At 35.9% G+C, this 21,793-nt stretch carries 23 protein-coding genes, 1 tRNA gene, 1 other RNA gene and 1 riboswitch; of the genes, 11 read left to right on the top strand and 14 right to left on the bottom strand.

Annotated elements, in window-relative coordinates:
- Positions 1–14: 14 nt before the first annotated feature.
- From prmB to ACYIAM_RS00080, 6 genes are all read right to left on the bottom strand, one after another.
- Entirely contained in the window at positions 15–908 is an 894-nt protein-coding gene (prmB, locus tag ACYIAM_RS00055) for a 50S ribosomal protein L3 N(5)-glutamine methyltransferase (protein ID WP_483746834.1), read from the bottom strand.
- Between the two features lie 148 nt (positions 909–1,056).
- Positions 1,057–1,144 (bottom strand) — tRNA-Ser (locus ACYIAM_RS00060).
- A 71-nt stretch (positions 1,145–1,215) separates the two neighbouring features.
- A complete protein-coding gene (cydH, locus tag ACYIAM_RS00065) occupies positions 1,216–1,305 on the bottom strand; it encodes a cytochrome bd-I oxidase subunit CydH (protein WP_174797313.1) in 90 nt (29 codons plus the stop codon).
- Positions 1,306–1,332: 27 nt separating this feature from the next.
- The gene (gene prc, locus ACYIAM_RS00070) at positions 1,333–3,414 is read right to left on the bottom strand and encodes a carboxy terminal-processing peptidase (RefSeq protein WP_483746835.1); all 2,082 of its coding nucleotides are present in this window, start codon (positions 3,412–3,414) and stop codon (positions 1,333–1,335) included.
- A 9-nt stretch (positions 3,415–3,423) separates the two neighbouring features.
- Positions 3,424–3,972, bottom strand: coding sequence for an RNA chaperone ProQ (proQ, locus tag ACYIAM_RS00075; protein ID WP_174797315.1), 549 nt, complete (start codon positions 3,970–3,972; stop codon positions 3,424–3,426).
- Positions 3,973–4,036: 64 nt separating this feature from the next.
- Positions 4,037–4,393: a DNA-binding protein gene (locus tag ACYIAM_RS00080; protein ID WP_483746836.1), complete on the bottom strand. Its 357-nt coding sequence runs from the start codon at positions 4,391–4,393 to the stop codon at positions 4,037–4,039.
- A gap of 179 nt (positions 4,394–4,572) precedes the next feature.
- Here ACYIAM_RS00080 and ACYIAM_RS00085 point away from each other — a divergent pair, with 179 nt between their 5' ends.
- From ACYIAM_RS00085 to rnpB, 3 genes are all read left to right on the top strand, one after another.
- A complete protein-coding gene (locus tag ACYIAM_RS00085) occupies positions 4,573–4,836 on the top strand; it encodes a helix-turn-helix domain-containing protein (RefSeq protein WP_483746837.1) in 264 nt (87 codons plus the stop codon).
- A 239-nt stretch (positions 4,837–5,075) separates the two neighbouring features.
- On the top strand, positions 5,076–5,438 hold the full coding sequence (bamE, locus tag ACYIAM_RS00090; protein ID WP_483746838.1) for an outer membrane protein assembly factor BamE domain-containing protein: 363 nt from the start codon (positions 5,076–5,078) through the stop codon (positions 5,436–5,438).
- A gap of 165 nt (positions 5,439–5,603) precedes the next feature.
- Positions 5,604–5,993: RNase P RNA component class A (gene rnpB / locus ACYIAM_RS00095), an RNA gene on the top strand.
- A 1-nt stretch (position 5,994) separates the two neighbouring features.
- Here rnpB and ACYIAM_RS00100 read toward each other — a convergent pair.
- The 6 genes from ACYIAM_RS00100 to ACYIAM_RS00125 all read right to left on the bottom strand — a co-directional run bounded on the left by ACYIAM_RS00100 (position 5,995) and on the right by ACYIAM_RS00125 (position 12,313).
- On the bottom strand, positions 5,995–6,690 hold the full coding sequence (locus tag ACYIAM_RS00100) for a DedA family protein (RefSeq protein ID WP_483746839.1): 696 nt from the start codon (positions 6,688–6,690) through the stop codon (positions 5,995–5,997).
- A gap of 30 nt (positions 6,691–6,720) precedes the next feature.
- A complete protein-coding gene (tldD, locus tag ACYIAM_RS00105; protein ID WP_483746840.1) occupies positions 6,721–8,178 on the bottom strand; it encodes a metalloprotease TldD in 1,458 nt (485 codons plus the stop codon).
- A gap of 139 nt (positions 8,179–8,317) precedes the next feature.
- Positions 8,318–9,793: a ribonuclease G gene (rng, locus tag ACYIAM_RS00110; protein ID WP_174797321.1), complete on the bottom strand. Its 1,476-nt coding sequence runs from the start codon at positions 9,791–9,793 to the stop codon at positions 8,318–8,320.
- Positions 9,794–9,804: 11 nt separating this feature from the next.
- Entirely contained in the window at positions 9,805–10,290 is a 486-nt protein-coding gene (gene mreD / locus ACYIAM_RS00115) for a rod shape-determining protein MreD (protein ID WP_174797322.1), read from the bottom strand.
- Positions 10,277–11,119 (bottom strand): rod shape-determining protein MreC, encoded by an 843-nt coding sequence (gene mreC / locus ACYIAM_RS00120; RefSeq protein ID WP_174797323.1) that lies wholly within the window; start codon positions 11,117–11,119, stop codon positions 10,277–10,279. The genes mreD and mreC overlap by 14 nt, the downstream gene beginning before the upstream one ends.
- Before the next feature lie 147 nt (positions 11,120–11,266).
- Complete coding sequence (locus tag ACYIAM_RS00125) at positions 11,267–12,313, bottom strand: rod shape-determining protein (RefSeq protein ID WP_174797324.1); 1,047 nt, start codon at positions 12,311–12,313, stop codon at positions 11,267–11,269.
- A 371-nt stretch (positions 12,314–12,684) separates the two neighbouring features.
- Between ACYIAM_RS00125 and accB the strand changes: the two genes are divergently transcribed.
- The 3 genes from accB (at position 12,685) to ACYIAM_RS00140 (ending at position 15,233) form a co-directional block, all read left to right on the top strand.
- On the top strand, positions 12,685–13,140 hold the full coding sequence (gene accB / locus ACYIAM_RS00130) for an acetyl-CoA carboxylase biotin carboxyl carrier protein (RefSeq protein ID WP_160430128.1): 456 nt from the start codon (positions 12,685–12,687) through the stop codon (positions 13,138–13,140).
- Positions 13,141–13,179: 39 nt separating this feature from the next.
- Positions 13,180–14,526, top strand: coding sequence for an acetyl-CoA carboxylase biotin carboxylase subunit (accC, locus tag ACYIAM_RS00135; protein WP_483746841.1), 1,347 nt, complete (start codon positions 13,180–13,182; stop codon positions 14,524–14,526).
- Between the two features lie 68 nt (positions 14,527–14,594).
- Positions 14,595–15,233 (top strand): bifunctional 4-hydroxy-2-oxoglutarate aldolase/2-dehydro-3-deoxy-phosphogluconate aldolase, encoded by a 639-nt coding sequence (locus ACYIAM_RS00140; protein WP_174797326.1) that lies wholly within the window; start codon positions 14,595–14,597, stop codon positions 15,231–15,233.
- 56 nt (positions 15,234–15,289) lie between these two features.
- Here the strand turns inward: ACYIAM_RS00140 and ACYIAM_RS00145 are convergent, their stop codons facing one another.
- The gene (locus ACYIAM_RS00145; protein ID WP_483746842.1) at positions 15,290–16,060 is read right to left on the bottom strand and encodes an ABC transporter permease; all 771 of its coding nucleotides are present in this window, start codon (positions 16,058–16,060) and stop codon (positions 15,290–15,292) included.
- The gene (locus tag ACYIAM_RS00150) at positions 16,060–16,998 is read right to left on the bottom strand and encodes an ABC transporter ATP-binding protein (protein ID WP_174797328.1); all 939 of its coding nucleotides are present in this window, start codon (positions 16,996–16,998) and stop codon (positions 16,060–16,062) included. The genes ACYIAM_RS00145 and ACYIAM_RS00150 overlap by 1 nt, the downstream gene beginning before the upstream one ends.
- Positions 16,999–17,220: 222 nt before the next feature.
- On the opposite strand from ACYIAM_RS00150, the gene mog reads away from it, so the two are divergent.
- The 5 genes from mog to ACYIAM_RS00175 all read left to right on the top strand — a co-directional run bounded on the left by mog (position 17,221) and on the right by ACYIAM_RS00175 (position 21,694).
- Positions 17,221–17,799 carry a molybdopterin adenylyltransferase gene (mog, locus tag ACYIAM_RS00155; RefSeq protein WP_483746843.1) on the top strand — a complete coding sequence of 193 codons (579 nt, stop codon included), beginning with the start codon at positions 17,221–17,223 and terminating at the stop codon, positions 17,797–17,799.
- Between the two features lie 165 nt (positions 17,800–17,964).
- A complete protein-coding gene (gene argR, locus ACYIAM_RS00160) occupies positions 17,965–18,423 on the top strand; it encodes a transcriptional regulator ArgR (protein ID WP_065637320.1) in 459 nt (152 codons plus the stop codon).
- Positions 18,424–18,530: 107 nt separating this feature from the next.
- Positions 18,531–18,704, top strand: a riboswitch (Lysine riboswitch).
- 74 nt (positions 18,705–18,778) lie between these two features.
- Positions 18,779–20,143 (top strand): lysine-sensitive aspartokinase 3, encoded by a 1,365-nt coding sequence (gene lysC / locus ACYIAM_RS00165; protein WP_174797330.1) that lies wholly within the window; start codon positions 18,779–18,781, stop codon positions 20,141–20,143.
- 346 nt (positions 20,144–20,489) lie between these two features.
- Complete coding sequence (locus ACYIAM_RS00170) at positions 20,490–20,735, top strand: GlsB/YeaQ/YmgE family stress response membrane protein (RefSeq protein WP_065637322.1); 246 nt, start codon at positions 20,490–20,492, stop codon at positions 20,733–20,735.
- Between the two features lie 719 nt (positions 20,736–21,454).
- Positions 21,455–21,694, top strand: a complete 240-nt coding sequence (locus ACYIAM_RS00175) for a GlsB/YeaQ/YmgE family stress response membrane protein (protein ID WP_483746844.1) — start codon at positions 21,455–21,457, stop codon at positions 21,692–21,694.
- Positions 21,695–21,793: the final 99 nt, after the last annotated feature.

Raw genomic sequence — 21,793 nt, forward strand, 5'->3', positions numbered from 1 at the left:
TTATTAAAGGTAGCTTATTTAAAACAGTAATGATATTGAATCAACTCTTCACGAGTGATCGCAAACACGCCCAGACCACCATTCTTAAATTCAATCCAATTAAATGGGACATCTGGATATTGTTGCTTTAGGCTAATCCAGCTATTGCCAACTTCACAGACTAATATGCCCGCAGGTGCTAAATAATCTATCGCATCTCGTAAAATTGTTTTTACCAAATCTAAACCATCAAAACCCGCCTCTAATGCTAATTTAGGTTCATATAAAAACTCATCTGGCAAATCACTCATATCTTCACTATCAACATAAGGTGGATTTGTGACAATGAGATCATATTGTTTTACAGGCACATCATTAAATAGATCAGACAAAATAGGGGTAACTCGAAAATCCATTTCGTGCATTTCAATATTTGTTTGTGCAATATCTAATGCTTCTAATGAAATATCGGTGATATCAACTTGAGCATCAGCAAACTCATAAGCACAAGCAATACCAATACAACCACTGCCTGTGCACAAATCTAAAATATTTTTAGGCTCAGCGAATATTAGCTGTTCAAAATGGCTATTGATGAGTTCACCAATAGGAGAACGAGGAATTAATACGCGTTCATCAACGTAAAAAGAGTGGCCACAAAACCAAGCTTGATTAGTTAAATAAGGGGTTGGTACACGATCTTTAATTCGTTTTTGAATAACATCAAAAAGTTGATTTTTTTCATCATTAGTCAGATTTGCAGAATAAAATTCTGTAGGAATAAACAACGATAGCCCTAATGTTGCTAAAATGAGTTGTTTAGATTCATCAATAGGATTATCCGTACCATGTCCTAAAAAGACATCTGATAGATTAAGTTGCGATGCTGTCCAGCGTATAAAGTCCTGAACTGTGCGTAAGTTTTCCATAATGACTCCAAATGCTTTAGGAGAGGAAGGCGTTATTTGTCATTCTAGGCGACTGCCTGCAATGGGGTTTTGCTAGAGTAATCTTGACAGTATGCTTCTAACAACAATGTTGAACCTAATGTTCCACCCTTTAATGACTAACTATTTATGGCGGTGAGGAAGGGATTCGAACCCTTGATACGTTGCCGTATACACACTTTCCAGGCGTGCTCCTTCAACCACTCGGACACCTCACCTAATTATTAGAACCTGCTTTTTCAAGCAGGCTGCATACTATAATGATCACAAGATAATTAATCAAGCTTTTTTAATTCATACAAACAATAATACCAAATGTGGCTAAAACAGCGAGTATACCAACCGTTGTGATCAAAGCATATTTTATATCTGAACACATTTTATTATCTCCAATTATTTTTTATTATTAATTAGTCTTCTCGATTGGCAAATCAAACGAAATAATGTTGTTAATAGAACCATTACTTTCAATTTTTGGATATTTAGCCGCAAAATCAAGAAGTATCTCGATTGATTCATCTAAGTAAGCATCGGGTTGTTTATAATCCTTAGGTAAATCATCTAATTTAGTAATTGATGGTAAACCAGCTTTCTTTAGACGTTCATTCATTCTTGTTAAATCACGATCATCATTAGTTTTTTGTTCTGCTTCTCGTTTTTTCTTATTAAGCGAAACAATATATTGACGATCTTTTTTATCATTAAACCGCTTAATATCTTCATCAATATAGATAAATTCAGGATTTTTTGAAATCCTAGTCAAATGTTTCGCTTCTAAATCAGGTAACAACGGCTTAATATTGGCAAGAGTCAAATAATTAGCTGATGGTATTTTATCCCAAGGTAACGCATTGTCTAAGAACCGTTCACCTGTCTCATCAACATATTTCACTCTATTCATTTCAATATCTGGCTCAACACCTTTCAATTGTGTACTACCGCCATTAATACGATAAAACTTCTGTATAGTGTATTGAGCACCGCCCAGTTCAGGCCAATTTGGATGTAACCTTGCATCAACTGGATAAGAAATGTTACGTGATGTTTGTACAGTTCCTTTACCATAAGTCGTTTCACCAACGATTAATGCACGTCCATAATCCTGCATAGCGGCAGAAAATATTTCTGATGCTGATGCACTATAGCGATTAATCATCACAACAAGTGGACCAGTATATTCGATACCTTTATTTTTATCATCATAAGTAATGACTTTTTGCAAATTATCTCGAACTTGAACAACAGGCCCGCTATCAATAAACAAACCAGTTAAAGTGATAACTTCTACTAATGAACCACCACCATTATCACGTAAATCAATAACCAAACCTTGTAAATTTTCTTTATTTGCTTTCGATAAAAGAGATTCTACTTTTTCGGTTAATCCCATGTAGAAACTCGGTATTTCAATAACCCCTACTTTACCGCGCTGATTATCAATGATCTTCAATTTCGCTTCACGATCTTCAAAATGAATTTTATCACGAGTAAGCTCGATGACTTTGGCTTTACTATTGTTACCTGCTGGTAAAATTTCTAACTTAACTACAGTCCCTTTTGGTCCACGAATTTTATCGACAATATCATCTAAACGCCAACCAATAACATCTTCAACGGCAGAATTGCTTTGACCTACGCCAATAATCTTATCCCCAACAGTAAGTAGCTTACTTTTTTCAGCGGGCCCGCCAGTGACAAAAGACATAATCACAGTATAGTCGTCTTGCTGACTTAATGTTGCACCAATGCCTTCGAATGATAAACTCATTTCAGAGTCAAAATCGCGTTTTTTACGTGGCGCTAAGTAACTAGTATGGGGATCGATCTCTCTTGCAAATGCATTCATAAACACTTGGAAAGCATCTTCATTATTTGATTGCATTATCGTTTTCAAAACACGTTTGTAACGTTTAGTTAATATTTCTCGGATCTGTTTTTCATTTTTTCCTGATAAGGATAAACTGAGCTCGTCATATTTAACGCGTTTGTCCCAATAGGTATTGAGTTCAGCTTCAGAAGTCGGCCATGCAATTTCTTCACGATTGAAATCAACTTCATCATTGGCAGAAAAATCCATAGGACGCCGTAAAACTTCAAGAGCATATTGATAACGGTTATAGCGCTTTAGTAAAAAAAGATTATAGATGTCATAAGCCGTTTTTAGATCGCCATCAATTAATTCCTGACCTAAAAACTCTTGTCTGTTTCGGAATTTATCAACATCACCTTGAATAAATATAGATTTATTTCCATCTAATAGTTTGAAATAGCGATCAAAAATCTGAGCAGAAAAAACGCCATCTAAGGCAAAATTGCGGTAATGTGATTGTGTAAAAAAATTGGTTACACGTTTAGCGACAACCTGATGAATCTCATCTTGCTTCAAAACGGGGATTTGTTCTTTAGCTTGTGGTTTTGCTTGAACGTTTTGGCTAACAATTCCGAAAACAAGACTAAGTGCAATAATACCTTTCAGTAATTTATTCATTCAAATTCTCTACTTATTGATAATGTGTTCAGGTTTAACCGTTAACTCCATACCTACACCAACCTTTACTTTAATTTGTTCTTTCTCAATATTAATAATTTGTACTTTTATAGGTTTATTGCCTACAATAACTTTAACAAAATCACCAATTTTTGGAGTTTTAGATTTTTTAAAAGGTGCACGTGTCGTTTTACGTTTTTCTTTTGCGCGTTCTTTAAAGCGCGCTTTAGCCTTTTCTTTGCTCTCTTTTAATTGTTGTTGAGCATGATCCATCTGTTCTTGGTTAATGACTTCATGAGGGTTGCCATCTAAGTCAACACGGTTAGCCCCTTCTTTTATACTATACAAGTAGCGCCAACTCATGGTGTATGCGCGCAATGCAGCACGAAGTTTAGTTTTACTAATTACGTCACTGTTATCCAGACGAGACAGGATATCTTGAAAAATACCAATTTTTAATGGTTTTGCTTCACCTTCAAGGGTAAAACAATTCGGGAATTGTTGAGCTAAATAAGCAATAATCTCTTTACTATTTGTTAATTGAAACTGACTTTCCATTATTATATTCCATAGCAACTAAATTTTACGGACGTTAAAGTATATCGCAGCTTATACAATAACACTAATCATCTTTTTTCTGTTTATTAATAAAAGTAATAAAATCTTTAATACCGTTTCGCATCAACCATGAGGAGACAATAGATTGTTCATCAGCGGATAACTGTTCAAATGCAGTTATCCAAAGTTGTAAAGGTTCGATCGGCGAAATGATATAGTTAGCACTTTCTTCTTCACTATATAATGCTTTTTTAACATTAAGTGGTAAGCTACCAATATGATATTCCAAAGCTTTACCTCGAACACCCGCTCTTTTTCGAGCAGTCCAATTTTCAGCTCTGGCTTTACGATTAACACCTTGTATCGTTGACGGCATCCCTGCAATACTTGATAGCTCTTTTGATGAAAACCACTCTTTCATTTTTACTATCCCATTTTAACACATTTAAGAAAAAGTTATAGAAATTAAAGAAACTTTGATACAATAAATAAGAAACGCTTTATTATTAACAATTTCAGTTCAATTGCAAACTTACTTGTTTTAGTAACTTTAGAGCATAACATAGATATATAAGGTTATAAACTAGGAGGAAATAAAAAATGAAAATAAAGTCTAATGATTGGCATCCAGCAGACATTATCGCCGCCCTAAAAAAGAAAGGTACAACGCTTGCAAATCTATCGCGTCAATCGGGTTTAAGCTCATCAACACTCAGAAATGCATTAGTTAGACCATGGACGAAAGGAGAGATCATTATTGCCAAAGCATTAAATTTAGAACCCCATAAAATATGGCCTAGCCGTTATATCGATTCGAAAACAAAGCAACCAATAAAGCGTGTAATACGAAAGAGCAAAGAATAAATTTTACAATAAGCTGTAGGCAAGAAATGAATTTAAACAAAAAAAATAGAAAATATGGAAACATATAGAAACAAAAATCGTTGTTTCCATGTTTCTAGCTTAATAACAATTTTACTATAATTGAATATCAGTTAATTTTTCCCAGAAATTATAAATATTTCTTCATATTGAACGTTGCCCAACATGTGCTATTATTAGCGATTATTAATAAAAGCATTACCACCTCAGGCAACAATATAATGAAAAATGTAACAAAATACCTTATCGCATTATTTTCAATAATAATATTATCAAGCTGTTCACAAAAGAATTTTGTAGAACAGGGAACTCCGCTAAATAAAGAAAAAGTAAAAAATATAGTGGAAGGTTCAACGACAGAATCCCAAATCATTAGTCTATTTGGTAAACCAATAAGCCAAAAGGAACTTAATTCAAATGAAACACAATGGACTTATCAATACACGAAAAAGAGTTCAACCAGCCATATGTTAATTGGTGAAACTCAATACGATATTATTGAAGGAAAACTCGATATTATTATCTCTAAAGGTGTGGTAATTTGGTTTAATTATGACGAACACCAAAAACAGAAAAAGTGGTAATTAAAATTATCCAGTTTTATAGCACATCGTCAAGGTGTGCTAATCGCTTAATGTTTGCTCTTTATTGAACATACTTACCTTAAAAAACGTTTAAACTTCATTCAACTATTTTCTACATGATATACAATTCTGGACAAAATTGCGCATTAGGTTATACTCATCCAAGAAATTAACCAGACAATCGCTGCTTTGTTGCTGTCCTTGTATTAAAGGAGACAAACAGAGGGGAGGAAAGTCCGGGCTCCATAGGGCAGAGTGCCAGGTAACGCCTGGGGAGTTTTGGCGAGAGCGAAAATTCACGACTAGTGCAACAGAAAGTAAACCGCCGATGGCTTATTTTATAAGATCAGGTAAGGGTGAAAGGGTGTGGTAAGAGCACACCGCGCAACTGGTAACAGTTGTGGCACGGTAAACTCCACTCGGAGCAAGGTCAAATAGGGATTCATTGGCGCGGCCCGCGTTGAATCCGGGTAGACTGCTTGAGCTAATGCGTGAGCATTAGCCTAGAGGAATGATTGTCCACGACAGAACCCGGCTTATCGGTTAATTTCGCTTTCTATTTTTTATTGTGGTTTGATGCCGCTTTAGATTGTCTTTTATTATTTATCGAGCGTTTGACAGCAAGAAAAACTGAAAATAGCAATCCTAATACCAATAAAAAAACAGGTATTAACATTAGCAAAGACATAATTTGCTTTTCATACTCTTTGAAAATTGGCGATAATCCAAATAAATAACCTAACGTCACAATCAAGAAAATCCATAATGTTGCACTGATCAAATTATAGATATGGAATTTTCGACTATGTAATCCTGATAATCCTGCCATCATTGGTAATAATGTACGTACGAAAGCAATAAATCGTCCAATAAATAGCGCCTGTAATCCATACTTATGGAATAATACTTCAGATTTATGATGATATTTTTCAGGTATATGCGCCATCCAACCTTGTACAAGCTTAGTATTGCCAAGCCACAAACCTTGTGCATAACCTAACCAAGTTCCTAAAGCTGCGCCAGCAATTAAAATAAGATTAATTAGACCAAAATGAAATACATTTTGACTAATTAATACACCCGTTAAGAATAATAGGCTGTCTCCAGGCAAAAAAGCTGCTGGTAAAACGCCATTTTCTAAAAGGATAATAACAAACAACATACCATATAGTGCCCATAGCACATTAGGATTTGAAAGCGTTGCAATATCCAAATTAACAAACGCATGATAAAGTGTCATTATTGTTTCCATCTATTCTAAAATCCCATTGATGTATATTTATTAGTGGTTAATGGTACCACCAACGGTTAAATTATTCACTTTCAAAGTGGGTTGCCCAACCCCAACAGGAACACTCTGGCCAGCTTTACCACAAATGCCTACACCTGAATCGAGTTCAAGGTCGTTACCCACCATTGATACTTGTTGCATAGTTTCAATACCAGAACCAATTAGCGTTGCGCCTTTTACTGGCTTTGTTATTTTGCCTTTTTCAATCAAATAAGCTTCTGAAGCAGAAAAAACAAATTTACCGGAAGTGATATCAACTTGCCCACCAGCAAAATTCGGTGCATAAAGCCCGTAATCAACACTGCTTATGATATCGTCAAAAGAAGAACTGCCCGCCAACATATAGGTGTTTGTCATTCTTGGCATAGGTAAGCAAGCATATCCTTCACGACGCCCGTTTCCCGTTGAATATGTATTCATCAATTTTGCGTTGAGTTTATCAAATAGATATCCTTTTAGGATACCATTTTCAATAAGTACTGTTTTTTGACTTGGTGTTCCCTCATCATCAATTGAAATTGAACCACGCCGATTTTCAATCGTGCCATCATCGACAATAGTACAAACTTCTGAGGTGACTTGCTCGCCCATTTTTCCGGAAAATACTGAGCTATTTTTACGGTTAAAATCGCCTTCTAAACCATGGCCTACAGCTTCATGTAACAAAACACCTGGCCAACCTGCACCTAAAACAACCGGCATTGAGCCAGCGGGTGCAGCTTTAGCTGAAAGGGAAACGAGTGCTTGGCGTACAGCCTCTCGCGTGTAACTATCCGCATAACTTTCTGATGTTTTAGGATTGATCGTTAAGAAATATTCATACCCAAATCGTCCTCCTCCGCCACTACTGCCACGCTCGCGTTTACCTTCTTTTTCAACCAAAACTGAAACTGACAAACGAACCAAAGGACGAATATCGGCACATAGTGTACCATCTGTTGCTGCGATTAAAATGTCTTCGTAACTACCCGTTAAGCTAGCTGATACTTCAATAACGCTTGGATCAATTGAGCGCGCTAACTTATCAACTTGCTGCAACAACGCTATTTTCTGCTCTTGAAAAAACGAATTGATCGGATTTATTGATGGATAGATTGATACTGCTTGAGTAGATTTAAATGGCGTGACAGCGATAGGGGTTTGTAGTTTAGTGATAGAATTTGCAGCTAATACACTTTGTTCTAAACGTGCCAATGAAAGCTGATCAGTATAGGCAAAGCCCGTTTTTTCACCCACTACAGCCCTAACACCAACGCCTTGATCACGATGAAACGAGGCATTTTTTATAATACCGTCTTCAAGTACCCAACTTTCATAATAACCAGATAAGAAATATAAATCACCAAAATCAATTCGCCTTGAACTTAGCATATCAAGCAAATGCAGAAGATCTTGTTGGCTTAGATTGTTTGAATTGAGCAATCGTTCACTCACTTGAGTTAGTATCATAAATTCCTTAAATTTTAATTGTGGATGCTAGCTTTTTTGATGTTCGATTAAAAAACTCGAACATAATGATTGTTTAGCTTTCATCATTTTTATACTCAAACGCATAGTTTCCTGAATTTTTTTTACAAAATAGTGCTTATTACATTAACACCACGTCGTATTGTTCTTGAATATAAAGTGGTTCAACTTTTACTTCAACACGTTTGCCTACAAATACCTCAACTTCGGCTAAAGCATGAGACTCATCATGAGTTAAAGCATTAGCCACAGCGGCTGAGGCATAAACTAAAAAGTATTCAGAGTGATGCGCTTTATAAATACGAACTATTTCACGTAAAATTTCGTTGCAAACTGTTTCTACCGATTTGACCATACCACGGCCTTTACATGCTGGACATTCCTGACACAAAATATGCCCGATACTTTCGCGTGTTCGTTTGCGAGTCATTTCGACCAAACCTAAAGTCGAAAATAAATTAACAGTCGTTCTGGCTCTATCTTTAGATAAAGAATCTTGCAACGATTGTAACACCCGCTCTCGATGCAGCTCCTCTTGCATGTCAATAAAGTCGATAATAATAATACCACCTAAATTACGTAATCGTAACTGGCGTGCAATAGCAATGGTTGCTTCAATATTAGTATTAAAAATCGTTTCTTCTAAATTTCGATGACCAACAAATGCACCAGTATTAATATCAATTGTTGTCATGGCTTCGGTTTGATCAATAATTAAATATCCGCCTGATTTCAATTTAACTTTACGATCTAATGCTCTTTGTATCTCGTTTTCGGTATCATAAAGATCGAATATCGGTATATTACCACGATAATGTGATAATTTACTGGTCACTTCGGGCATAAATTCTTGCGTAAACTCAATCAGTAAATCATACGTTAATTTCGAGTCGACCAAAATTCGCTCAATCGGATCACCAACAAAATCACGTAATACACGCTGTGATAATGCCAATTCACCATAAACTAGATTTTTACTTACTGGACGAGCCATACGCTGTTGAATTTTAGTCCAAAGTCGTTTTAAAAAATTGGCATCTTGCTCTAACTCATGCGCGCTCGCACCCTCGGCTGCCGTTCTAACAATAAAGCCACCTTCGCATGTCACATATTGCTGAACAATATTTTTTAACCTTTCCCGTTCTTGTTCACTTTCTATGCGTTGCGACGTTGCCACATGTGCAGAATTTGGTCCAGGCATTAATACTAAATAACGCGACGGCAAAGTAATATCGGTTGTCAGTCTAGCGCCTTTGGTTCCTAGTGGATCTTTAACCACTTGCACCATTAAGTCCTGTCCTTGACGAACAAGTTCAGAGATATCTTTTACTTGAAATTGTTCTTGTTCAGAATCAGATACACACTCAGTATGAGGCATAATATCTGATGCATGTAAAAAAGCCGCTTTCTCAAGCCCAATGTCTACAAAGGCAGCTTGCATACCTGGCAAAATACGAATCACTTTACCTTTATAGATATTTCCAACAATACCACGCCTAGATTCGCGATCAACATGGATTTCTTGCAATACACCATCTTCTATATAGGCAACTCGTGTTTCAGATGGCGTCACATTCATTAATAGTTCAACAGACATAAGATTTCCTTTTAATTGATAGCAAAGCTTCGCCTTATTAGCCGCAATAATAGATAGATGACAATCCATAATAAGCCATCAATACAGCTTGATAGTAAAATTAATGGTGATATTGTTATTGTATGATAAATACTAACTTGGAATAAAAATACCAGTAAATTGTAACATACCGAAACACCAAAGATGATAAACGATTGTTGCCATAACGCTAAATTGCGTATTACTTGGAATTTAAAAATAATTAAATAAGCAATAAATGAATAAATAAAAGCATGGATCCCCAAAATCGAACCAGTACACAGATCCATCATAGCGCCAAATACAAAAGCGGTGCCAATCCCAACCCGATGAGGAAGAGCAATCAGCCAATAAGCAAAAATGAGGATCAGCAAATGGGGTTTAAACATATTATATAATGGCGACCACGGAATAATTTGTAAACATAAGCCAATGAATAGCGTTATCCAAATAATTAATATTCGATTACGACCCCTCATGTTTTACTCCTTGATTTCCCCACAATAACAATAAATAACGCAGCCGTTTCAAATCAGCGGTTGGTGTAGCTGAAATAATAGGGGTTGAATCGGTAATATCAAGTTTTACTGAACTGACTACGGCTACCGGATATCCCTCAGGGAAACGACCATCAAGTCCTGAGGTCACTAAAACATCACCGACTTTTATATCAACATTATTAGGCAAAAATTCTAACGTTAAATCATTACTACACCCATTACCTACAGCAACCATACCAATATCATTTCTCAATACTTGTACTGGAATGGCATGTTGATAATCACACACTAAAATTGCGCGACTTGTTGATTGCGCGGTTTCATAAATTTGTCCGACTATTCCTTTCTCATCGACAACAGGTTGCCCAACATAAACGCCATCTTGTTTGCCTTTATTGACAACAAATTGATAAACATACGGATCAGTATCTGCTAGCAATACTTGCGCAGCCATTTTATGCTCATCATGCCTTAATGGGGAACCAAGTAATTCACGAAGTCTACTATTTTCATGTTTTAAGTGCTCAAGTAATAATAGATCGTTTTTTTGTTGCAATAACTCTGCATGCAATTTTGCGTTTTCATTTATTAGGCTTTCTCGCGTTTTTGACATCTCGTAAAGCGAATCAAACGAAGATCTTGGCGCATTCGAAACATGATAAAGAGGCGAAATAATGGTATCGAGATAATAACGAACTTCTTTAAATGGGCGATAATTGACATCTAATACAATTAGAGCCAAGGCTAACGCTAGAGAAGTAAATAATTGCACACTGAGAGGCGAACGTTTAGAAAAAAGTAATTTCATTGTCCAGTACTTACCTGTTTTATGCTCAAGATCTAATTATTTCAAGATATGACTCCGCCGACAAAGTCGGCGGAAGAAAATATGAGATGTTTACTGACTAATTGTTTCATCAATATGAAACTAATTTACTTAACAATAAGGCAGCAATTACTCTTCACTAAATAGATCGCCACCATGCATGTCTACCATATCTAGTGCTTTGCCACCACCTCTTGCAACACATGTTAATGGATCTTCAGCCACAACAACATGAATACCGGTTTCAGCTGATAATAATTTATCAATATTACGTAATAAAGCACCACCGCCAGTTAAAACCATACCATGTTCTGAAATATCAGAAGCAAGTTCAGGAGGACACTGTTCTAATGCAACTTTGACCGCACTAACAATTCCACTTAATGGTTCTTGCAGGGCTTCTAAAATTTCGTTAGAGTTTAAAGTAAAGCTACGCGGAACACCTTCAGCAAGGTTACGTCCACGGACTTCTATTTCAAGCACTTCATCGCCAGGATAAGCACTACCAATAAAATGTTTGATTTTTTCGGCTGTTGCTTCACCAATTAAGGCACCATAATTACGACGAACATAGTTAATAATCGCTTCATCAAAGCGGTCACCACCAATACGTGCAGATGCAGAATAAACAACACCATTTAATGAAATAACAGCAACCTCTGTAGTACCACCACCAATATCAACGACCATTGAACCTGTCGGTGCAGATACTGGTAAATCAGCACCAATAGCCGCTGCCATTGGTTCTTCAATTAAATATACTTCACGCGCACCTGCGCCTAATGCTGACTCACGAATAGCACGACGCTCAACTTGTGTAGCGCCAACAGGTACACAAACAAGAACACGGGGGCTTGGTCTTAAAAAACTATGGCTATGAACTTGGCGAATAAAATACTGTAACATTTTTTCAGTGACAGAAAAGTCGGCAATAACGCCATCTTTCATTGGTCTAATAGCAGCAATATTACCAGGCGTTCGGCCTAACATCAGTTTCGCAGCTTGCCCAACAGCAGCAACACTTTTGGGTGTGCCAGTGCGATGATCTTGGCGGATCGCTACAACCGAAGGTTCGTTTAATACAATACCTTGTCCTTTTACATAAATAAGTGTGTTTGCTGTACCTAAATCGATCGATAAATCATTTGAAAACAAGCCGCGAACTTTTTTGAACATAATAAAAACTCTTCCTAGAATAAATCTTGTTTAAGTATATTTTAGTATTTAAAAACAAACCATGGAATCAAAAATATATATTTTCAGCTTTATTCAAGCTAAATAAGATATTATTTGACCTTTCCAAACCATAGCCAAACCCAATAGTAACTCACTTTCGTTATTGTATCGCAATTATAAAATAATACCTAGAAAATAGTATAACAAGTGTTTGTAAAGGAGATATATAATGACAAATTCAGTTTTACAGTGTATTCTTCCGCGTTAATGTTGAGTTACAACCTTATTATCGGCGAAAACAACACAGTTAGCCATTAATAAGGATGCATTAAAATCATTGTTACTTATATCAAATAAACACGGTGTAATTCATGGATATACGCAAAATTAAAAAATTAATTGAATTAGTTGAAGAGTCAGGTATTTCTGAACTTGAAATTTCTGAAGGTGAGGAATCAGTTCGAATTAGTCGTTCTGCTCCTACTACAAACTATTCGGCGCCAGTACAAAATATTCAAATTCCTCAACCCGCTCCTGTCGTTGTAGCTCCAACAGCTCAAACTGAAGTTGTAACAGAGACTGTTGTAACTGATGGCACAACAATCAAATCCCCAATGGTTGGAACTTTTTATCGTACACCAAGTCCAGAATCAAAAGCTTTTGTTGAAGTTGGTCAAACAGTAAATGTTGGCGATGTACTTTGCATCGTTGAAGCGATGAAAATGATGAACCAAATCGAGTCAGAAAAAGCTGGTACAATAAAAGCCATCTTGGTTGAAAATGGTCAACCAGTTGAATTTGATCAGCCACTATTCATTATTGAATAATCTGAATTTATTAATGACTATACGATTAAGAGATTGAATATGCTTGATAAAATTCTTATTGCGAATCGTGGAGAAATAGCTCTACGTATATTACGAGCATGTAAAGAACTTGGAATTAAAACTGTTGCAGTTCATTCTACGGCAGATAAAGATTTAAAACATGTATTACTAGCAGATGAAACCGTCTGTATTGGCTCTGCAGCTTCCGTAAAAAGTTACCTTAATGTGCCAGCACTAATTTCAGCTGCTGAAGTAACCGGTGCTGCTGCTATTCACCCAGGATATGGATTCTTATCTGAAAATGCAGACTTTGCTGAGCAAGTTGAGCGTTCAGGCTTTATTTTTGTTGGTCCAAAACCCGATACCATCCGTTTAATGGGCGATAAAGTATCGGCGATTCATGCCATGAAAAAAGCCGGTGTGCCTTGTGTGCCAGGTTCAGATGGACCACTAGGTAGTGATATTGAAGCCAATAAACAAATCGCTAAACAAATTGGCTATCCTGTGATTATTAAAGCTTCTGGTGGCGGTGGTGGTCGCGGTATGCGTATTGTTCGGGAAGAAAAGGATCTTGAACAATCCATCAAAATGACCAAATTGGAAGCCAAAACAGCTTTCAATAATGATATGGTTTACATGGAAAAATTCCTTGAGAACCCACGTCATATCGAAATTCAAGTACTTTCTGATGGTCAAGGTCATGCTGTTTATTTAGGTGAACGAGATTGCTCAATGCAAAGACGTCATCAAAAAGTGGTAGAAGAAGCACCAGCACTTGGCATCACACCTAAAATGCGTAAATTCATTGGTGAGCGTTGCGTTAATGCTTGTATTGAGATCGGCTATCGTGGTGCAGGTACTTTCGAATTCTTATTTGAAAATGGCGAGTTTTATTTCATTGAAATGAATACCCGTATTCAAGTAGAGCATCCGGTTACTGAAATGGTAACTGGTGTTGATTTAATAAGAGAGCAAATTTTGATCGCAGCTGGCAAGCCACTGTCAATTAAACAAAGTGATATTGTCATTAAAGGTCACGCGATTGAATGCCGAATTAACGCTGAAGATCCCAAAACCTTTATGCCATCACCAGGAAAAATTGCCCGTTTTCATGCACCAGGTGGCTTTGGTATTCGTTGGGAATCACATATCTATGCTGGTTATACTGTCCCGCCTTACTATGACTCAATGATTGGTAAATTAATCGCTTATGGTGAAACACGCGAAGTTGCCATTGCGCGGATGAAAAACGCCTTAGCAGAGCTAGTGATTGATGGAATCAAAACCAATATTGATCTTCATATTGAAATCATGAATGATGAAGGCTTCCAAAAAGGTGGTACCAATATTCATTATTTAGAAAAGAAATTAGGCATTTATGAGTAACAAAATAATCCCTATCTATTAGGGATTATTGCTATATTTAAGTATCAATAAGGTATGGGTAGATATAAATGAAAAATTGGAAAAAAAGCGCTGAAGAAATTTTAACCATGGGACCTGTTGTTCCGGTTATTGTGATTGAACGTATTGAAGATGCGGTACCGCTAGCCAAAGCGCTCATTGCTGGTGGAGTAAAAGTACTGGAAGTGACGTTACGAACAGCTTGCGCAATTGACGCAATAAAGAAAATCATCAAAGAAGTTCCTGAAGCTGTGGTTGGTGCAGGAACAGTGACAACTGTTGAACAACTAAAACAAGTCACCGAAGCTGGCGTTGAATTTGTCATCACTCCTGGTATTACTGACGCTATTTTAAAAGCTGCGGTTGAAGGCCCTATTCCTGTTATTCCTGGTATTGCAACTATTTCTGAACTATTAACAGCACAAGAATATGGTCTAACGGCACTAAAATTCTTCCCAGCTGAAATCAATGGTGGCGTTGCAGCATTAAAAGCTTTTGCTGGCCCTTGTGGATATATGAAGTTCTGTCCTACGGGGGGAGTAAACCCGAAAAACTATCGCGATTACCTTGCTCTTGATAATGTACTTTGTGTCGGTGGCACTTGGTTTATTCCAACCGATGCAATTGCAAAAGGGGATTTTGCTAAAATTACGGAAATGGCAAAACAAGCCGTTGCTGGTGCACAATAACTGCTATTATTCCGCCGATATAATATCGGCGGTTAACTATTCGTTGTCGATGCTTCTTAACTTCTTAACCCTCGCCCACTTTCAATAAGTCGCCATGCAATTACATAAAGTACGGTAACAAACAAAATCAGCATTGAAAACGTTATCCATAACGGCACGTCTGTCACGCCCAAAAATCCATAACGAAAACCGTTAATCATATAAACGATTGGATTAATTTTTGAAATCCACTGCCAAAAGTCTGGTAACATAGTAATGGAATAGAAAACACCTCCAAGGTAAGTTAATGGTGTTAATACAAATGTTGGAATAATGCTTATATCATCAAATGTTTTGGCAAATACCGCATTTAATAAACCAGCTAATGAAAATAGAATTGAGGTCAATAGTAATGTACAAACAACAAATAACCAAGAATGCACTTCATAACGAACAAAAAATAGTGATACGATCGTCACTAAAATACCAGTTAAAATACCACGCATCACGCCACCACCAACATATCCCAAAATAAGAATATGCGTGGGTACAGGCGCTACCAATAATTCTTCAATATTATGTTGAAATTTAGCGCTAAAAAAGGATGAACAAACATTGGTATAAGAATTGGTAATAACGGACATCATAATTAGTCCCGGCACAATAAATGCCATATAGCTAAATCCCCCCATGTCACCAACACGAGAGCCAATTAAATTACCAAAGATGATAAAATAAAGAGACATTGTAATTACGGGCGGAATTAGCGTTTGAACCCAAATTCTTAAAAATCGTGTCACTTCTTTACGCCAAATACTTTTTAAGGCAATCCAATATAAATTATTCATCAAATATCACCTTTTTGTTTAGTATCATTGTGCAATAGATCAACAAATAACTCTTCTAACCGATTTGCTTTATTTCGTACGCTGATCACTTTAATACTTTGTTGATTTAGTTGTTCAAATAATTGGTTTAATCCATGTTGCTTATCTACTTTGACTTCTAACATTCCGGCTTCAACATCAGAATAATTGTAGCCTTGCAATTTAATTGGCTCAGATGTAGGGACATAATCAATAACAATTGTTTCAGATTGGCTTTTAGCCAATAGATCACGCATTGAGGAGTTCGCAATCAATTGACCTCTCTGAATAATACCGATATTTCGACATAGCATTTCGGCTTCTTCTAAATAATGGGTGGTTAAAATAATTGTGATACCTTGCCGATTGATTTCACGTAAAAAATCCCACATAGAACGGCGTAATTCAATATCAACACCTGCGGTTGGTTCATCAAGGATTAATAATTTAGGCTCATGCACAAGCGCTCTGGCTATCATTAATCGCCTTTTCATGCCACCGGATAACATGCTAGCTCGACTGTGGCGTTTGTCCCATAAATCTAAAATTCGCAAATACTTTTCAGCACGCTCTAATGCAAGTTTTCTGGGCAATCCATAATAACCACCTTGATTAGTAACTATTTGTAGTACTTCTTCAAATTGATTAAAATTAAATTCTTGTGGCACAAGCCCTAATTGTCTTTTAGCATTGACAACATCTTTATCTAAATCATAACCAAAAATTTTAACTTGTCCCGCTGTTTTGGTGACTAATGAGCTAATAATGCCTATGGTTGTTGACTTCCCAGCACCATTAGGCCCCAATAAGGCATAAAAATCGCCAGCTTGTACAGTTAAATCGATACCTTTTAATGCTTCTATACCATTTTTATAAATTTTTTTGAGTGATATTAGCTCAAGTGCAGGAATTGATGGCATAAATATATCCTAAGTGAATCAATTGCTATTTGAATAATATGATATCATGTTAAATCAATTGACAATAAAATCAATCAATGTAAAGGTCTTTTTAATTTTATTTATATCAATGCGAATAAATTATCATTGTAAGATCATAGCGCATATTATTATTGGTTGGGCACAAACAGTGTAGTTTTAATTTTCAAGCTGTGTGCCTTTATCGTTGAAGGAATAAGTAGCATGTTTAAAATTGGGTTAGTTTCAGTATCAGATAGAGCTTCAAGTGGCGTTTACCAAGATGAAGGCATTCCATCATTAGTTTCATGGTTACAAACCGCATTGAAAACGCCTTTTGTAACCGAAAATCGTATTATTCCCGATGAGCAAGCTATCATTGAACAAACATTATGTGAGCTTGTTGATAATCTACATTGCCATTTAATTTTAACCACCGGAGGCACTGGTCCTGCAATTAGAGATGTAACACCTGATGCAACACTGGCGATTTCCGATCGGGTGATGCCGGGATATGGAGAGCAAATGCGTCAAATCAGCTTACATTTTGTACCAACAGCAATTTTATCAAGACAAGTTGGTGTTATTCGCAAAAAATGTTTGATCATAAACCTACCAGGCAGACCAAAATCAATAAGAGAAACCCTTGAGGGAGTTAAAGATAACCAAGGCAATGTCATTGTTAGTGGCATTTTTGCTAGCATCCCCTATTGTATACAACTATTAGAAGGACCTTACATTGAAACCCATGAACAAGTTATAAAGTCTTTTCGCCCTAAAGATGCAATAAAACCAACTCTTTAATTTTATGCCAATTTAACTCATAATTATCTATAACGAAATTATTATTCATGCTATCTAAAATTGCTGGCGTTATTTTAATTTGAATAGCAAGCAAATTTTATTATAAGTATTATGACTGCATATATTGGCACACTATCAGTAACAAATTAAAAACCAAGGAACATTATGAAACAAGCCGATCTCACTAAAACATTTAAAGAGATACTTCGTCAAGAGAAGTTTAGTTCACAAGTAGAAATCGTACAAGCGCTACAAGAACAAGGTTTTGATAACATCAATCAATCCAAAGTTTCGCGTATGCTAACCAAATTTGGCGCAGTGAGAACCCGCAATGCAAAATCCGAAATGGTCTATTGTTTACCTGCAGAAATAAGTGTGCCTACAACGAGTAGTCCATTAAAAAATTTAGTGATTGATATTGATTTCAATAGTTCAATGGTGGTGATAAGAACCAGCCCTGGTGCCGCTCAACTCATTGCTCGATTACTTGACTCAATTGGTAAATCAGAAGGCATTTTAGGTTCAATTGCGGGCGATGACACTATATTTAGTACACCTACTAAAGAATATACAGTAAAAAAATTATATCAAACCATTATTGAATTGTTTGAACGTGAGTTATAGGTTTTTCCATTTCCCCTATTGCTAGCAAATAATTTTAATATTTAACCTATTGACACAATTAATAAAATCGTTAATCCTATATAACGCTGATTTCGTAACTGAAGTTGCAAAAACGAAGAGGCGCATTACTCAGGTAAATCATTTTAGGGACTGGAACCACGAATAAATGATCGAGGGGATGTAATGCCGAGGTTTGATTGCCAATCCAGAAGCGATCAAATCGACTGCAAGGGCTGAATCCCTTGGGTTGTCACCTTAACAGGTGGAGCGCTTCATGGTCTGTATTTTTTAATTGTAAATAGGACACACCCGCTCTAACTCTGTTAAAAATAAAAATTTTTAATATGAGGAATTTATGGAAACATCATTTGTAATTGCTAAATTTGGTGGTACTAGTGTTGCCGATTATCCTTCAATGGTAAATAGTGCCAATATTGTAATAGCTAATCCTAACGTAAAAGTTGTAGTACTATCGGCATCTGCTGGCGTAACAAATTTACTAGTCGCATTAGCAGAAGGACGTGATGCCGATGTTCGAACTCAACATATTGCCAAAATCCAATCAATCCAATACAACATCTTAGAACAATTACCTGAAAATCCCGAACTACGAACTGAAATTGACAAAATCATTGCTAATATAGCCTCTTTGTCTGAAGCCGCAAGTTTAGCTACATCACCAGCATTAACTGATGAGCTAGTTAGTCACGGTGAAATTATGTCTTCAAAACTGTTTGTTGAAATATTGAAAGAAAAACAAAAAAATGCCATATGGTTTGACGTCCGTAAAGTTATGCGCACCGATGATAAATTTGGTAAAGCCACACCTAAAATTGAAGATATTAAACAGCTTTGCTGTGCACATTTAAAATCACTAAACGATCGTAGCGTCATTGTAACACAAGGGTTTATCGGTAGTGAAAGTTCTGGTAAAACGACCACCTTAGGCCGTGGAGGAAGCGATTATACCGCAGCGTTATTAGGTGAAGCATTGAATGCCACTCAAATTGACATTTGGACTGATGTTGCAGGGATTTATACTAACGATCCGCGCATTACACCTGCGGCTAAACGCATTGATGAGATATCTTTTGCTGAAGCAACCGAAATGGCAACGTTTGGCGCGAAGGTACTACACCCAGCAACACTAGTCCCAGCTGTGCGTAGTAATATCCCGGTTTTTGTTGGTTCAAGTAAAGCGCCTCAAGAAGGAGGAACCATTGTTTACAACACTAATAGCATTACATCTAAATTACCCGTATTTAGAGCGTTAGCCCTGCGTCGCAAGCAAACATTATTAACACTTACTAGTTTAAATATGCTGCATGCACAAGGTTTTTTAGCTAATGTGTTTACGATATTAGCCAAACATAATATTTCGGTTGATTTAGTCACAACCTCTGAAGTCAGTATCGCATTAACTATTGATACCACAGGCACTAACACTAACGGCAACAGTTTATTAACAAAAGCATTATTTGATGAACTGTCAACAATGTGTCATGTCACAGTTGAAGAAGACTTAGCACTAATTGCTATTATTGGCAATAACCTAACATCAACACAAGGTATAGCAAAAGAGGTGTTTGGTGTATTAGATGATTTTATTATTAGACTTTGCTGTTATGGGGCAAGTACTCACAATCTTTGCCTATTAGCAAAAAGCAATGACGCAGAATCCATTATTAAAATTCTACATAACACAATTTTTGAACAATAATGTTATAAGGGAGATTTAATCTCCCTTATACTTAGCGCTAATTATCAGCTTATCTTTTTTAATATATGTTAAGAGAACGAAAACAGGGCAAAACATTATTAACTTTTATTATCCATAATTATAAAATGTAAAAATATTTATGAACTCACAATATTTTATTGGTATAGTGAGTTTTTAAATTAAATCCCTATTTTCTTTAGTAGTATTAGCTATTAATATATTTTGCATATTATTTATGACTCTTAATTAATCGATTAAAACTATTTCATTGAACATTATCTTCTGTTAGATTTTTTAATTAATTTAAGTAAACTAAAGTTAATTTCAATCACAAGAGGAAATTATCATGGGTATTATAAGTTGGATAATTCTAGGATTAATTGCCGGCTGGATTGCCAAGTTTTTTATGCCACTAGGAAGTGTAGGTGTATTTAAAACTATTTTATTAGGCATTGCAGGTGCTTTAGTGGGTGGCTATATTAGCACCTTCTTTGGTTGGGGTAGTGTGACTGGATTTAACTTCCCTAGTTTGTTAATTTCAGTACTTGGTTCGATTATACTCATTTATATCTATCGTCACATAAAAAAATAATTTGTTCCTGTTAAATTGGCGGGTTTCCCGCCAATTTAAATACACTTCATGCTTAATATTTCTAGATATATCATCCTTATCTCCATTTGTAGTGATTGCCTTACTTGCGTTGTTTCCCCCCTAACTTGAGCAACGACTGTAATAAATACTTATAAAAACGAAACTAATACGAAAAGACCTGGTGAGGCATTAAATAACATAATACCTATTGAATATAAAACACTAAAACAGGCAGCGTAATTTTCTATATCAGTTTTGTACTCACTATGAGGTATTTCCCCAGTGGTTCACTTCTTAGGTTCTATTTTTTGTAAAAAATATTCAGGATTCTATACCGTTTCGTGATTAATTGAGAATTTGCAGTACCTATCGGTTAAAACATGCGATAACTAACGTATCAATCAAAAATTCACAAACTCAGCCTACCCTCTAACAAATAGGAAAGATAAAAACACGATATGCATTTTAATGAAGATATGGCATAATCAGAAAATAGTTGGCGATGCAAAAGGTAGAAAAGATTTATTCACTAAATAAAGCAATTTTGGGAAAAACGCCTTATGCGTTATTAAAGAATTATTCCACACATAAAGTGTAAAAAAACTGAGCGACTTACAATATATTATTTTTAATTAAATCCATTATATTGAACACCAGCATCTATTAGATTTTTTAATTTAGTAAACTAATTATAATTTCAATAACCAAAGGAATTTATTATGAAAATTATAAGTTTGATAATTGCTCTAGGATTAGTTGCTGGCTTTATTGCCAAGCTTTTTATGCCACTAGGACGTATTGGTATAATTAAAACGACTTTATTAGGCTTGACAGGAGCCTTAATGGGCGAGTGTATTAGCTCCTTATTTGGCTGGGGTAGTATAACAGGTTTTAACTTTCCTAGTTTGTTAATTTCAGTACTTGGGGCGATTATGCTCATTTATTTCTATCGAATTTAAAACAATAATGCGTTTTAAGCTTATATTTTTACTTTCAGATATATCTTCTTTATCCTCATTTATTAAGGCACATACCAAAACGATAAACCAAAAGCTATT

Source organism: Gilliamella sp. X-60, assembly GCF_057063585.1.

Excerpts from the sequence above, each read along its gene's own strand:
- ACYIAM_RS00100 (WP_483746839.1), bottom strand. The coding sequence starts at position 6,690 with ATGGAAACAATAATGACACTTTATCATGCGTTTGTTAATTTGGATATT.
- rng (WP_174797321.1), bottom strand. The coding sequence starts at position 9,793 with ATGTCTGTTGAACTATTAATGAATGTGACGCCATCTGAAACACGAGTT.
- mreC (WP_174797323.1), bottom strand. The coding sequence starts at position 11,119 with ATGAAATTACTTTTTTCTAAACGTTCGCCTCTCAGTGTGCAATTATTT.
- argR (WP_065637320.1), top strand. The coding sequence starts at position 17,965 with ATGAAACAAGCCGATCTCACTAAAACATTTAAAGAGATACTTCGTCAA.
- prc (WP_483746835.1), bottom strand. The coding sequence starts at position 3,414 with ATGAATAAATTACTGAAAGGTATTATTGCACTTAGTCTTGTTTTCGGA.
- accB (WP_160430128.1), top strand. The coding sequence starts at position 12,685 with ATGGATATACGCAAAATTAAAAAATTAATTGAATTAGTTGAAGAGTCA.
- prmB (WP_483746834.1), bottom strand. The coding sequence starts at position 908 with ATGGAAAACTTACGCACAGTTCAGGACTTTATACGCTGGACAGCATCG.
- ACYIAM_RS00170 (WP_065637322.1), top strand. The coding sequence starts at position 20,490 with ATGGGTATTATAAGTTGGATAATTCTAGGATTAATTGCCGGCTGGATT.
- ACYIAM_RS00140 (WP_174797326.1), top strand. The coding sequence starts at position 14,595 with ATGAAAAATTGGAAAAAAAGCGCTGAAGAAATTTTAACCATGGGACCT.
- tldD (WP_483746840.1), bottom strand. The coding sequence starts at position 8,178 with ATGATACTAACTCAAGTGAGTGAACGATTGCTCAATTCAAACAATCTA.
- ACYIAM_RS00145 (WP_483746842.1), bottom strand. The coding sequence starts at position 16,060 with ATGAATAATTTATATTGGATTGCCTTAAAAAGTATTTGGCGTAAAGAA.
- cydH (WP_174797313.1), bottom strand. The coding sequence starts at position 1,305 with ATGTGTTCAGATATAAAATATGCTTTGATCACAACGGTTGGTATACTC.
- ACYIAM_RS00080 (WP_483746836.1), bottom strand. The coding sequence starts at position 4,393 with ATGAAAGAGTGGTTTTCATCAAAAGAGCTATCAAGTATTGCAGGGATG.
- proQ (WP_174797315.1), bottom strand. The coding sequence starts at position 3,972 with ATGGAAAGTCAGTTTCAATTAACAAATAGTAAAGAGATTATTGCTTAT.
- lysC (WP_174797330.1), top strand. The coding sequence starts at position 18,779 with ATGGAAACATCATTTGTAATTGCTAAATTTGGTGGTACTAGTGTTGCC.
- mog (WP_483746843.1), top strand. The coding sequence starts at position 17,221 with ATGTTTAAAATTGGGTTAGTTTCAGTATCAGATAGAGCTTCAAGTGGC.
- ACYIAM_RS00125 (WP_174797324.1), bottom strand. The coding sequence starts at position 12,313 with ATGTTCAAAAAAGTTCGCGGCTTGTTTTCAAATGATTTATCGATCGAT.
- bamE (WP_483746838.1), top strand. The coding sequence starts at position 5,076 with ATGAAAAATGTAACAAAATACCTTATCGCATTATTTTCAATAATAATA.
- ACYIAM_RS00150 (WP_174797328.1), bottom strand. The coding sequence starts at position 16,998 with ATGCCATCAATTCCTGCACTTGAGCTAATATCACTCAAAAAAATTTAT.
- accC (WP_483746841.1), top strand. The coding sequence starts at position 13,180 with ATGCTTGATAAAATTCTTATTGCGAATCGTGGAGAAATAGCTCTACGT.
- ACYIAM_RS00175 (WP_483746844.1), top strand. The coding sequence starts at position 21,455 with ATGAAAATTATAAGTTTGATAATTGCTCTAGGATTAGTTGCTGGCTTT.
- ACYIAM_RS00085 (WP_483746837.1), top strand. The coding sequence starts at position 4,573 with ATGAAAATAAAGTCTAATGATTGGCATCCAGCAGACATTATCGCCGCC.
- mreD (WP_174797322.1), bottom strand. The coding sequence starts at position 10,290 with ATGAGGGGTCGTAATCGAATATTAATTATTTGGATAACGCTATTCATT.